At 55.6% G+C, this 13078-nt stretch carries 11 protein-coding genes; 5 read left to right on the plus strand and 6 right to left on the minus strand.

Annotated elements, in window-relative coordinates; genetic code table 11:
• Positions 1-99: 99 nt before the first annotated feature.
• From VV869_RS01825 to VV869_RS01835, 3 genes are all read right to left on the minus strand, one after another.
• The gene (locus VV869_RS01825; RefSeq protein WP_337733310.1) at positions 100-1884 is read right to left on the minus strand and encodes a SmdB family multidrug efflux ABC transporter permease/ATP-binding protein; all 1785 of its coding nucleotides are present in this window, start codon (positions 1882-1884) and stop codon (positions 100-102) included.
• Complete coding sequence (locus VV869_RS01830; protein WP_337733311.1) at positions 1881-3623, minus strand: ABC transporter transmembrane domain-containing protein; 1743 nt, start codon at positions 3621-3623, stop codon at positions 1881-1883. The genes VV869_RS01825 and VV869_RS01830 overlap by 4 nt, the downstream gene beginning before the upstream one ends.
• A 318-nt stretch (positions 3624-3941) precedes the next feature.
• Positions 3942-4403 carry an Lrp/AsnC family transcriptional regulator gene (locus VV869_RS01835; protein ID WP_261602829.1) on the minus strand — a complete coding sequence of 154 codons (462 nt, stop codon included), beginning with the start codon at positions 4401-4403 and terminating at the stop codon, positions 3942-3944.
• Positions 4404-4560: 157 nt separating this feature from the next.
• Between VV869_RS01835 and VV869_RS01840 the strand changes: the two genes are divergently transcribed.
• Together VV869_RS01840 and queC are read left to right on the plus strand one after the other, a co-directional pair.
• Positions 4561-5625, plus strand: coding sequence for a PLP-dependent cysteine synthase family protein (locus tag VV869_RS01840; protein ID WP_337733312.1), 1065 nt, complete (start codon positions 4561-4563; stop codon positions 5623-5625).
• Between the two features lie 213 nt (positions 5626-5838).
• Positions 5839-6537, plus strand: a complete 699-nt coding sequence (gene queC, locus VV869_RS01845; protein ID WP_337733313.1) for a 7-cyano-7-deazaguanine synthase QueC — start codon at positions 5839-5841, stop codon at positions 6535-6537.
• A 97-nt stretch (positions 6538-6634) separates the two neighbouring features.
• Here queC and prmB read toward each other — a convergent pair whose 3' ends face one another.
• A complete protein-coding gene (gene prmB / locus VV869_RS01850) occupies positions 6635-7567 on the minus strand; it encodes a 50S ribosomal protein L3 N(5)-glutamine methyltransferase (protein ID WP_337733314.1) in 933 nt (310 codons plus the stop codon).
• Between the two features lie 53 nt (positions 7568-7620).
• On the opposite strand from prmB, the gene smrB reads away from it, so the two are divergent.
• Complete coding sequence (gene smrB / locus VV869_RS01855; protein WP_261602022.1) at positions 7621-8151, plus strand: endonuclease SmrB; 531 nt, start codon at positions 7621-7623, stop codon at positions 8149-8151.
• 135 nt (positions 8152-8286) lie between these two features.
• Here smrB and VV869_RS01860 read toward each other — a convergent pair whose 3' ends face one another.
• Both VV869_RS01860 and sixA read right to left on the minus strand, forming a co-directional pair.
• The gene (locus VV869_RS01860) at positions 8287-8646 is read right to left on the minus strand and encodes a hypothetical protein (protein ID WP_261602021.1); all 360 of its coding nucleotides are present in this window, start codon (positions 8644-8646) and stop codon (positions 8287-8289) included.
• A 176-nt stretch (positions 8647-8822) separates the two neighbouring features.
• A complete protein-coding gene (sixA, locus tag VV869_RS01865) occupies positions 8823-9296 on the minus strand; it encodes a phosphohistidine phosphatase SixA (protein ID WP_337733315.1) in 474 nt (157 codons plus the stop codon).
• A gap of 514 nt (positions 9297-9810) precedes the next feature.
• On the opposite strand from sixA, the gene VV869_RS01870 reads away from it, so the two are divergent.
• Together VV869_RS01870 and VV869_RS01875 are read left to right on the plus strand one after the other, a co-directional pair.
• Positions 9811-12576: an insulinase family protein gene (locus tag VV869_RS01870; protein WP_337733316.1), complete on the plus strand. Its 2766-nt coding sequence runs from the start codon at positions 9811-9813 to the stop codon at positions 12574-12576.
• 112 nt (positions 12577-12688) lie between these two features.
• Positions 12689-13030, plus strand: a complete 342-nt coding sequence (locus tag VV869_RS01875) for a Fis family transcriptional regulator (protein ID WP_337733317.1) — start codon at positions 12689-12691, stop codon at positions 13028-13030.
• Positions 13031-13078 lie beyond the last annotated feature (48 nt).

Raw genomic sequence — 13078 nt, forward strand, 5'->3', positions numbered from 1 at the left:
GTACAGCAGCGCTGAAATCTTGGCTGCTGTACAGTGTTCAGTTCTGTGGCGGGAGTTATACGTGTCAGCTGTCACGAAAATGTCATCACACTGTCAAACTTATGACACCTCCGGTACACCTGCGGCTTCTTCGAGCTGATGCAAGTGTTCACCGGCCTGTTGCAGCTGGTACATCTGCCAATAATGGCCTTTCTGCGTCAGCAGTTGCGGGTGATTCCCGCGCTCGATGATCAGCCCCCGGCTCAACACCAGAATTTCATCGGCCTCGATGATAGTCGACAACCGGTGGGCAATCACCACGATGCTCATATCCTGACGCAGAATCTGCAGCGCCTGCTGGATCTGATGCTCGGTGCCGGAATCGATATTGGCCGTCGCTTCATCGAGGATCAGGATCTTCGGCCGGGCCACCAGTACCCGGGCCAGCGCCAGCAATTGCTTCTGCCCGGCAGATAAATTGGCTTCGCCGCTGCCCAGCCGGGTATCCAGCCCCGCATCATAAAGACGGATTTGCGCCGACAGCCCGACTTTATCCAGCGCCTGCCAGATGGCGTCATCGCTCACCGGCCGTCCCAGGCTGACGTTTTCCCGCACCGTGTCACTGAGGACATGCGGATCCTGCTGCACCATGGCAATTCCTTCACGCAGCACCGGTTGGGCCAGTGAAGACAGCGGCCGACCGTCCAGCGTCAGCTCTCCTTGGGTGAGCGGGTAAAATCCCATCATCAACGAGGCCAGGGTACTCTTACCGCTGCCGGTGTGGCCGACCAATGCCAGGAAGCCGCGATGCGGCAGCTCGACATCGATCCCATCCAGTACCGACTGCTGACCGTCATAACTAAAAGAGACATCACGACAGGCCAGCCGGCCGGATACCAGCGGCCGGGTATCATCGCCGTAAGCTTGCTGCTTGGCATCGATAAAGCCGAAGATTCGCTCACTGGCGACCATCGCCTGTTGCAACAAGGACAGCTGCTGGGTCAGCTCGATCAGCGGCTCGGTCACCCGGCCCAAATAACTGATGAAGGCATACAGCACCCCGACCCCAATCAGCTCTGTGCCGCTGACACCAAACAAAGCCACCAGTGACAGCAGGGCCACCCCGGAGAGGAAATCGATCAGCGGTCGCAACAACAATCCGTTCAGCTTCATGACCCCGATTTGCGAGGCCAGATGGCGGCGGGTCAACGCGGAAAACTGCTGGCTGAACGCCTGCTCCTGACGCATCAGCTGGATCAGGCTCATGCCCTGAATCGACTCGCTCATCGACGCGTTGATATCGGCCAGCAAATCGCGCATGGTCCGGTAGGCATCGGCGCTTTTGCGCTGGTAAATCACCATAATCGCCAGAACGACCGGCAGCAAAACGGCGACCACGGCGGCTAATCGCGGACTCAGCAAGCACATCACCACCAGCATCACAGCGATCAACACCACGTTTTTCAACACCGAGCCAATCACAAACACATAAAAGTCTTTGATCGACTCGGTGTCATTGGTGATCCGCGACACCAGCTTGCCGGACGGCATATAGTCAAACGCCGACAGCGGCTGGTTAATCATCCGCTCGAACAGCTGTTTACGGACCCGCTGCACCACGCTGATGGCGATCTGGTTAAACTGCAACGACTGTTTATAGCGAAACCAGGCCGCCGTTACCATCAGGGTCACGTAGGCCAGCGCCAGTCCCGCCACCATCGCCAGCGGGTACTGATCCTTGGCAATGTAGTGATCGATAAAATGCTGGATCAACCAAGGGCCGGAGACATCGGCCAGAGAAGCAACCAGCAACAGCAAAATGGCGTAGCCGAGTTTTTTCTTGTCATGCAGCGCATAACGGAGCAGCCGCCGCAACACGGCTTTATTGACGGTATGATCGGTCATTGCGCCCCCTCAATCACGCGTTCGAGTTTCTGATATTGATACATTTCGGCATACCAACTGCCGGCGGCCAGCAATTCGGCGTGGTTCCCCTGCTCCGCAATCCGGCCATTTTGCAGCACCAGAATGGTATCGGCCTGCTCCATCGCGGTCAGACGGTGGGCAATCACAATCACCGTCTGTTGTTTCTTCCGGCGCAGGTTGGTCAGGATCCGGTGTTCGGTTTTGCCGTCGACGGCAGACAGCGCGTCATCCAGCACCAGAATTTCCGCCCCCAACAACAAAGCCCGAGCAATGGCGATACGCTGCTTCTGTCCACCGGAAAGTGTGATCCCTTTTTCACCGACCAGGGTGTCATACCCGGCCGGGAACTGGCTGATATCTTCATCGATACAAGCCGCACGCGCCGCTTCGCGGATCTCAGCCATCGACGCATCCGGTTTGCCCAGGGCGATGTTATCCGCCACCGAGCGGGAGAACAGGAACGGGCTTTGGCTGACCACAGCAAATCGACTGCGCCACTGGTTCAGATCCGCCTCAATAATACTGACGCCGCCGTAGCAAATACGGCCTTGTGCCAGCTCCTGCTGACGGAGCAGCAGCGACATCAGGGTCGATTTACCGCTGCCGATCGGCCCGGCAAGGCCGAGCAGCATGCCGGGCCGGAGGGTAAAATGAACCTCACTCAACGCCGGATGGCTCTGGCCGCGCCAGCAGAACTGTTGGATCTCAACGGTCAGCGGCTGGTGCGCGGCTTTCAGCGCCACCTCACCACTGACGATTTCCGGAGATTCATCAAAAATATGCTGCAGGCGCTCCCAGGCCGCCGAGCCGCGCTCAAGAATGTTAAACAGCCAGGCCATCGCCAGCATCGGCCAGACCATCAGGCCCTGATACAACACAAACGCGGTCAGATCCCCCAGGCTCAGCCGTCCCTGCGACACCATATAACCGCCCCCGGCGACACTGAGGAAAAACGACATTCCGATGGTGAGTTGGATCACCGGATCAAACTTGGCATCGACTCTTTCCACCGCCAGGTTTTTCTCTCCGACCTGATCCACCACCGCAGCGAAATCCGCCTGCTGGCGCTGCTCTAACCCGAACGCCCGGATCATCCGCACGCCATTGAGGGATTCCTGAGTCTTTTCGGTCAGATCCGAAAAAGCGGCCTGAGATTTGGAAAAACAGGTATGGAGCTGGCGGCCAAACCGGAATACCGCCAACGCCATCAGCGGCATCGGCAACAGGGCCAGCAGCGTCAGCTCCCAGCTCAGCGTGGTAGTCATCACCAGCAGGACGGCGATCCCGGTGATCAACGAGTCTGCTGCGGTGAGCACGCCTTCCCCGGCCGTCATCACCACCGCGTTGACATCATTGGTCGAGCGCGCCATCAGATCGCCGGTTTTATAACGCTCAAAGAAAATCGGCGGATGAGATGAAAAGTGACGATACAGGCGATTGCGCAGCACGGTTCCCAGCTCAGCAGCAGCACCAAACAGCCAGACCCGCCAGATAATGCGCAGCAGATAAACGCCAAACCACAAGCCGGCCAGACCGGCCAGCCAAGCCAGCATCTGCGGCAATTGCATCGTCCCGGCGACCACGCCATCAACGATCCAGCCGATTGCCCGCGGCGGCAACAATTCAAATAACGAAACCAGAACCAAGATAGCAATCGCCCCGCCGTAACGGCGCCACTGCCGGCGAAAATACCATCTCAGCTGCCAGAAAATCTGCATAATCCCTCCACAGAAACAGGCATGCCATCATTTAATTTATGATGAATCAAAGTGAGTCAGAGCAACAAATGCTCTGCGGATAAAACGGAAGGTGTGAAACCGTATCCTGACAAGAAGATAACCGGCGCGCGAGCCGACAAGGTCACGGAACCGATTCGAAACGGGGCAATCCCCGCGGCTCCCCGATTGGAACAGATGGGGTTATTATCTGAAAAGTAGACAGATAATCAAAGATGTAGCGAACCAAAGCCGGGAATACGAAGAAATCCTCGGCACCATTTTATAAATCCTAATGAATATGCTTTTTTATACAGTACTTTAGAGGGGTAAAGCAGTTGTATATTTCAGGGATTCCATGGCAAACGTTGAGGTCACATTGGTCAGCCCTTCAATGCTGTTGACCAGTTTTTTGTAAAACAAGTCAAACGCCGTCATGTCCGCCACCTGCACCTTCATCATGTAATCGTATTCACCGGCCATCCGGTAAAACTCCATCACTTCCGGAAAATCAACCACGGTGTCGGCAAAAGCGTGATACCACTCTTTGGAATGGTCGCTGGTTTTGATTTGGACAAACGCGGTAAAGGTCAGTCCTAATTTCACCGGATCCAGCAATGCCACCCGCTGGCGCAGGATCCCGCTCTCTTCCAGCCGCTTGAGCCGCTTCCAGCACGGGGTGGTCGTCAGGTTCACGGCTTCGGCCAGCTCCGCCAGTGAAACCGTCGCATCCTGCTGCAATCGGCGCAAGAGTGCCCGGTCGGTCTGATCCAGATGATACATTTCTATAGACCTCAATATTAATAGAAAAATATTCTCTATTTTAGTGATTCCAGAACAAATTAAGCAAAGCTTTTTCTCTGCATTCGATTAATATGTTCCCTATCGATAATAAATATCCGGCGCACGTTTCACGCAGCCAAAACCAGAAGGTCCCCCCATGTGCCATGATCAACAATGGATCAACCATGCCATCCGTACCATCGAAGCGGATTATCAGCGATCTGCCGATACCCATTTGATCAAACTGGATCTACCGAGCCTGGACGGCATTGACATCTACCTCAAAGATGAAAGCACCCACCCAACCGGCAGCCTCAAGCACCGTCTGGCCCGCTCGCTGTTTCTGTATGCCCTGTGTAACGGCTGGATTGGTAAAGATACCCCGATCATTGAGTCATCTTCCGGCAGCACGGCGGTTTCTGAAGCCTACTTTGCCCGGATGCTGGGCCTGCCGTTTATTGCCGTGGTACCGCGCAAAACGGCGCGCAAAAAAATTGAACAGATTGAGTTCTACGGTGGCCGGGCCCATTTTGTCGACAGCCCGAGCGCAATCTATGATGAGTCCCGTCGACTGGCGAAGGAGCTGGGCGGCCACTACATGGATCAGTTCACCTATGCCGAGCGCGCCACCGACTGGCGCGGCAACAACAATATTGCCAACAGCATTTTCGAGCAGATGAAGCTGGAAGCCCATCCGATCCCGACCTGGATTGTGATGAGCCCGGGCACCGGCGGCACTTCCGCTACCATCGGCCGCTATATCCGCCATCAGATGCATGCCACCAGCCTGTGCGTGGTCGATCCGGAAAACTCGGTGTTCCATGACTACTACAAGTCGCGGGATCTCAACCTGACCAGCCCGGCCTGCAGCCGGATTGAAGGCATTGGCCGTCCACGGGTCGAGCCGAGCTTTATTCCCGATGTAGTCGATGACATGCGCACCATCCCGGATGCTGCCAGTATCGCCACCGTCCACTGGCTGGAAAAACTGCTCGGCCGTAAAGCCGGGGCATCGACCGGCACCAACCTGTTCGGCGTGTTGCAGCTGGCCAGTGAAATGAAAGCCCGCGGTGAAACCGGCTCGATTGTCACCCTGCTGTGCGACAGCGGTGAGCGCTACCTCGATACCTATTTTGATGCCCAGTGGGTGCGCGAGAACATCGGCGATATCACGCCTTATCTCAGCCAGCTCGAAGCCCTTGAGCAAACCGGCACCTTGTAAACATCCCCGGTTTCCTCTCGACCACACCGGCCTGCTGGGCCACCGGTTCACGGTGGCCCAGCATTGTTTTGTCAGCCTTTCTTCTCTCCCCACTCTGCGGTAGCATTGCCCTGCCGGCGGAGAACCTGCCGCCGGTATCAATGATTTATGCCACCGACTGTTTTTCGGTAATACCCGTTGCGGGTATGCGGCAACAACACAGGAAATACAACAATGCGTAAAGCCGTAGTGGTTTTTAGTGGCGGCCAGGACTCCACCACCTGCCTGATCCAGGCCATGGCCCAGTTTGATGAAGTCCACTGTCTCACCTTTGATTATGGTCAGCGACACAAACTGGAAATTGAAGTTGCCGAATCCATTTGCCGCGAGCTGGGCATCGCCGCCCATAAAGTCATGGATGTCGGTCTGCTCAATGAGCTGGCAATCAGCTCCCTGACCCGCGACAACATTCCCGTTTCCCATGAGTTGCAGGACAACGGCCTGCCGAACTCTTTTGTCCCGGGCCGCAACATTCTGTTTCTGACTCTGGCGGGCATTTATGCCTACCAGATCGGTGCTGATACCGTGATCACCGGCGTGTGTGAAACGGATTTCTCCGGCTACCCGGACTGCCGGGATGAATTCGTCAAGTCCCTCAACCAGTCGCTGGTGCTGGGGATGGATCGCCCGCTCAACATTGCCACCCCGCTGATGTGGCTCAACAAAGCCGAAACCTGGGCGCTGGCCGATCAATGCGGCAAACTGGAGTTTGTCCGGGAAAAAACCCTGACTTGTTATAACGGCGTGATTGGTGATGGCTGCGGTGACTGTCCGTCGTGCGATCTGCGTCGCGCCGGTCTCGAAGATTACCTCAACAATCAAACTGAGATCATGGCCGCACTGGTTGCCAAACAACAGCAAGCGAAGGCCTGAATATCCGCCGTCGGGTGATGCAAAAGCTGTCGCTAAAGCCATAAAAAAACCGAAGCTTGGGCTTCGGTTTTTTTGTTATCTCTTCCATCGGTTTCGCTTAATCGCGATACAACTTGAAATCGTCCTGGCAGGCAACCAGCTGCTCACGGGTCATCATGAACACGCCGTGGCCGCCGTTTTCAAACTCGATCCAGGTGAACGGAATATGCGGATATTGCTCTTCCATGTGCACCATGGAGTTACCGACTTCACAAATCAGCACACCGTTTTCTTTCAGGTAATCCGGCGCGTTGGCCAGGATCCGGCGGACCAGTTTCAGGCCATCCGTACCAGCAGCCAGGCCCAGCACCGGCTCATGGCGGAACTCATCCGGCAGACTGTTCATATCTTCCTGATCGACGTACGGTGGATTGGTGACAATCAGGTCATATTGATCTTTCGGCACATCACGCAGCAAATCCGAGCGCAGTGGGATCACCTGCTGCTCCAGACCGTGGTCGTGGATATTCTGCTCGGCCACAGCCAGCGCATCGGTCGAGATATCGACGATATCGACTTCGGCTTCCGGGAACGCATGGGCGCAGGCAATACCGATACAACCGGAGCCGGTGCACAGATCCATGATCCGGGTCGGCGGCTCGGTCAGGAACGGTTCGAACCCGTTTTCGATCAATTCCCCGATTGGCGAGCGCGGCACCAACACCCGCTCATCGACGAAGAATTCCATGCCGCAGAACCATGCCTTGTTGGTCAGGTACGCGACCGGCGTCCGATCATTGATCCGGCGGATCACCCGCTCAACAATGCGCAGGCGCTCGCTGCTGGTCAGACGCGAAAAACGCACTTCTGACGGAATATCTAACGGCAGATACAAGGTCGGCAGCACCAGCTGCACCGCTTCATCCCACGCGTTGTCGGTCCCGTGACCATAAAAAAGACCGGCAGCATTGAAACGGCTGACCGTCCAACGTAGCATGTCCTGCAATGTGTGAAGTTCGTTGACGGCTTCGTCGACAAAAATCTTATCCAAAATAGCCTCCGAATGACGCTACAATACCGCTATAGAGTTGTTGGAAATTCATTATGAGTAAAAAAGATCTGACCCTGGAAGATGACCTGGCACTCTTTCAGGATGCGGTAAAAGGCGTAAAAAAGTTGTCGCATGATACCATAATCGCGCCGCGCCGACAGAGCACGAAGGCGAATCGTCCCAAAGTGTCAGAAAAAGAATCCCTGAACCACGAGTTTTACTTTTCCGACGAATTCGAACCCCACCTGGATGAACACGGACCAACCCAGTACGCACGGACCGGGGTGTCGAAATATGAAGTGAAAAAACTGCGCCGTGGCGTGTACGTCCCGGATATGTATCTGGATATGCACGGGATGACCCAGCGGGAAGCCAAGCGCGAGCTGGCAGCGATGATCGCGGCTTGTATCAAAGAAAATGTTGCCTGTGCCTGTGTGATGCACGGGATCGGTAAACACATCCTGAAACAAAAAGCACCGCAATGGCTGGCCCAGCATCCGGATGTGATGGCATTTCACCAGGCACCGCTGGAATTTGGCGGCGACGGTGCCCTGCTGGTGTTAATTGAGATTCCTGAGCGCTAATGTGGCGTTGCCGAAGAGGCGATCCCCGCACGCATGCAGTTCGCCTCCTTTGTTTTTACTTTTATACTTTCACTACCTACAGCTACAGCTACAGCTACAGCTACAGCTACAGCGACTATAGCGCCTGTCCCAGGATTAATAGACGTATTTCGCCAGCGCGCCGACGTTGATCACCCGGCCATCGACAATCAGGGTCACTTCCCCGCTGTCGCAAATCTGCATCCGGGTTTTGACCGCCCCTTCACTGTAATAGTGTTCACAGTTGCCGTTGCGGGCACTGTCAATCCGGGAGAAAATCGTGACGCCTCCCGCCCCGAACAAGCTTGGCGGAACCGCAAAAGTCAGCGTACTGCCCGATGCCGAAATATGCATTTCTTCACGCATTCCGTTCGCCCACTTGATGGCGCCGTTGGCATTTATCTGAGGGGATCTTGGCCCCTGCACGCAACCGGCCAGCAGCACAGTCCCGAGCAGTGCGAGTATTATTCCTTTCATAACAATAACTTTATCAATTCTTGTTCGGTAAATAAGGGTGGCATTCAACCACGCGTCAACTCAGCAGCAACTCAACAACATCATCAGCATGCTGTTCGCCATGCCAGCGTCCGCTGCTCTGGTTATATCGGCAGCCTGGCGGGCTTCCTTAACCTTGGTTCACGATTTTTTACAATTTATCCTTCCGGATTGGCCTGCCACAAAAACTCAGCCGCTTCAGAGTCCGGCTGGTAATCAATCGCCGCAATCGCGGAAGTCCGGAACATCGGTGACGGCAAGCCCGGCACCAGCTCAGATGCCAGATAACCGACCAGAGGCAGATGCGACACAATCAGCACGGTTTCAGGCCGCTCGATCCCAATCATCGCTTTCAGGTAAGTCGCGACATCTTCCGCACCGCCGTATGGAGTGATTTCCTCAACCGTCATCAGTTTTTCCGGTGTCGGCAGGTGTTGCGCCATCGCCTGCCAGGTCTGCTGCGCGCGCAGGTAAGGACTCACCCAAACCATATCCAGCCCGCCAGACAACTGGCTGGCCAGTTGCAGCGCCATTTGCTCAGAGTGCTGCTGACCGTGTCCGGTTAGCGGTCGTTCCGCATCCGTCGGAGCAAACGTCTGCGCTTCACCATGACGCATAATATAAATTCGCATATCGCCTATCCAGTCCCGTTTACTCTCTACCCATCCAGACCGCTACTGTTGCGGTCTCTTTCGCAAAAACGCTGATTGATCCGTGAAAACAGTTTTTGATCCGCACAGTACTATTTGATCCACAAAATACTTTTTGATCTGCAAAGCACTGATTCATTCGTAACGCACTTCTTGATTCACCAAAGCATTTATTGATACGTCAAAGCAGCCACTTTTGTACAAAAAATTCCACATAAACGCAGAAACAAATCGCTGCCCATTGGCGCGGGGGCAAACCGGCTCACATTCACAGTTAATCGTGCCGCTATGCTAGCAAGTCCTGTCGGTGCTGGATAGCCATACTGCTGTTTCAGTTGCCGAAGCGTGACCGACCAGACGACCTGCCCCAAAGATGGTATTCCGGTCCGGTCAAATCTCCCGCCGTCGGCGGTTGGCTCGTCCCTGCGGACTGATTTGCCAGCCTCGGTAATGGGCGTCATAATTAGCTTAATTTACAAAAAAATAGGCGCTTCTCGTGCATATCAGCCCCAACGATCTCAAGCAGTACCGCTACCTGACTCTCGATAACCAGCTCAAGGTGCTTCTGGTACATGATGCGGAAGCTCCCCGCTCCGCTGCCGCGTTGTCTGTCAACGTCGGGCACTTTGATGATCCGGTTGACCGTCAGGGCATGGCCCATTTTCTCGAACACATGCTGTTTCTTGGCACGGAGAAATATCCAAAGGTCGGCGAGTTCCAGACCTTCATCAACCGCAGCGGCGGCAGCAACAACGCCTGGACAGGAACCGAGAATACGACCTACTTTTTTGAAGTCACCCCGCCGACCTTTGAAGAAGGGCTGGATCGCTTCGGCCAGTTTTTTACCGCCCCGCTGTTCAACGCGGATGCACTGGACAAAGAGCGCCAGGCCGTTGATTCCGAATACAAACTGAAAATCAAAGACGATGTCCGCCGCCTGTATCAGGTCCACAAGGAAACCATCAACCCGGCCCACCCGTTTGCCAAATTTTCCGTCGGCGATCTCAGCACCCTGGACGATCGCGAAAACCGCTCGATCCGAGATGAGCTGCTCAATTTTTACCGCACCCATTACTCCGCCGAGCTGATGTGCCTGGTGCTTCTGGGGCCGCAATCACTGGATCAGCTTGAATACTATGCCCGGACCTATTTTCACCAGGTGCCGAATACCGGCGTGGCCAAACCGGCCATTGAAGAGCCGCTGCTGACCGCCCATGAAAGCGGCAAGCTCATTACCATTGAACCGATCAAGGAAGTGCGCAAGCTCACCCTGTCGTTCACCATGCCCTCAGTCGAGCACTACTACCGGCAAAAACCCCTGTCCTATATTGCCCACCTGCTGGGGAACGAAGGCAGCGGCAGCCTGATGTCGGTCCTGAAAAGCCGTGGCCTGATCAATACACTCGCCGCCGGGGGCGGTGTCAGTGGCAGTAACTTCCGCGAATTTACCGTCAGCCTCAATCTGACCCCGAAAGGGCTGGATCAGCTCGACGAGATTGTCGCCACCGTGTTCCAGACGATTGCGCTGATCAAGCGTGAAGGGCTGGATGCCTGGCGCTACGAAGAAAAACGCGCAGTGCTGGAAATGGCGTTTCGCTACCAGGAAAAAAGTCGCCCGCTCGATACCGTCAGCTATCTGGTCATGAACCTGTTCCACTATGCGCCGGAAGATGTGATCTACGGCGACTACATGATGGCCGGCTACGATGAGCCGCTGATCCGCAAGCTGCTCAACTATTTCACCCCGGACAACATGCGCCTGGTGCTGGTCGCCCAGGGTCAGGAATATAACCGGGTAGCCCAGTGGTATCACACGCCGTACGCCGTCAAACCCTTCAGCGACGCGCAGCTCAGCCGCTGGCAGCAGCCGGGTGATGAGCCGGCGCTGAAATTGCCCGAGCGCAACCCGTACCTCTGCGAGCAACTGGATCCACTCCCGCTGGCGCCGCAAGCTGAGCTGCCGCCGCAATTGATCCAGGATCTGCCCGGTTTCCGCCTGTGGTATAAGCAGGAGCATGAATTTCGGGTGCCCAAGGGCGTGGTCTATGTGGCGATCGACAGCCCGCATGCCGTCAGCTCGCCGCGCAATATCGTCAAAACCCGGGTTTGCGTCGAAATGCTGCTCGAAGCGATTAACGAGTCCGCGTATCCGGCAGAAATTGCCGGGATGTCGTATAACCTGTATGCCCACCAAGGCGGTGTCACCCTGCAACTGTCCGGGTTCAGTGAGAAACAACCGCTCCTGATGCAACTGCTGCTGGATCGCTTCGCCAATCGAACTTTCGATCCGGATCGCTTTGACAACATCAAGGCGCAAATGCTGCGTAATTGGCGTAATTCTGCTGAAGACAAGCCGATCTCCCAGCTGTTTAACCAGCTGACCGGCCTGTTGCAGCCAAACAACCCGCCGTTTCCGGTCCTGCTGGAAGCGCTCGAATCCCTGACCGTGGACGAGCTGCCCGAATTCGTCGAGGCCATGTTTGCCGAGCTGCACATCGACACCTTCGTCTACGGCAACTGGCGTCAAGAGGACGCCCTGGCGCTGGCTGAAATTCTTAAAGACGCCTTCCGGGTCACTGACCAACTGTACGGGGAATCCCAGCGGCCACTAGTTCACCTGGGCAAATCCGGCACCCTGCGCTACGAAGTCAGCTGTAATCATGCCGACTCGGCGATCTTGATGTATTACCAGTCGCGCAAACCGACACCACACAAAATTGCCGTCTATACGCTGGCCAACCATCTGATGTCGTCCACCTTCTTCCATGAATTACGGACCCGGCAGCAACTGGGCTATATGGTCGGAACGGCCAACCTGCCGCTGAACCGCCATCCGGGGCTGATCCTCTACATCCAGTCTCCGGTGGCCTCGCCGGCGCAGCTCTCCGAAGCCATTGATGAATTCACCAATGCCTTTGCCCTGGTGCTGCTGGAGCTTAACGAAGCCCAGTGGCAGGCCAGCAAGCAGGGGCTGCTGGCGCAAATCACCGAGCCGGACACCAATCTGCGTGCCCGGGCCCAGCGTTACTGGGTCAGCATCGGTAACAAGGATGAGCAGTTTAACCAACGCCAGAAAGTCGCCGAGGCGCTGCGCGATCTGTCCCGGGCCGATATGGTGCGCTTTGTGGTCGATATCATCAAACCGCGTACCGCCAACCGGCTGATCATGCACTGCCAGGGCCAGGCGCACAGCAACTTAGATCCGCTGATGATCGGCGAGCCGCTCGAATCCATCAGTGAATTTCAGAAAAAAGCCCGCTGAGCGGGCTGAATCCCCATCAGATACATGCTTTGGACCACGTTGAGTAATCACAATCGTCCGGCACACGTTCTATGAGGAAGAGCCACCGCTTTAATCCAAGAAAAGGCCTTTTGTGCGAAAACAAGATAAGAAAACAGACAACCAACTCCGTGCCGTACTGACCGATGTATGCGACACCGCTCTGGACACCTGCGACGGCTTTCAGTGGCTGACCCATGTGGTGAACTACGCCAATTTTCCGGACAGCTTAAAAATCGTGTGCGTGTTCGAGACTAATGCGCAGCTCGCCAACTTCACCGACAGTGCAGCGCAGACACAGCTCAATGCGCTCATTCAAAGCCAGCTTAGTGCGATGGGGATCCGGCTCAAATCGATCGCCCGCCATGTCCTCTGTGACAGCGAGGAGGACTGCGAGCGGCAGCATCAGGGCAACTGGGCCAAACGACTTCAGTAACACGCGCTCAATGTTAGAGATAATCCCTGGCCTTCAGCACTACCCTGA

Source organism: Photobacterium sp. MCCC 1A19761 (assembly GCF_037389125.1).
Lineage (GTDB): Bacteria > Pseudomonadota > Gammaproteobacteria > Enterobacterales > Vibrionaceae > Photobacterium.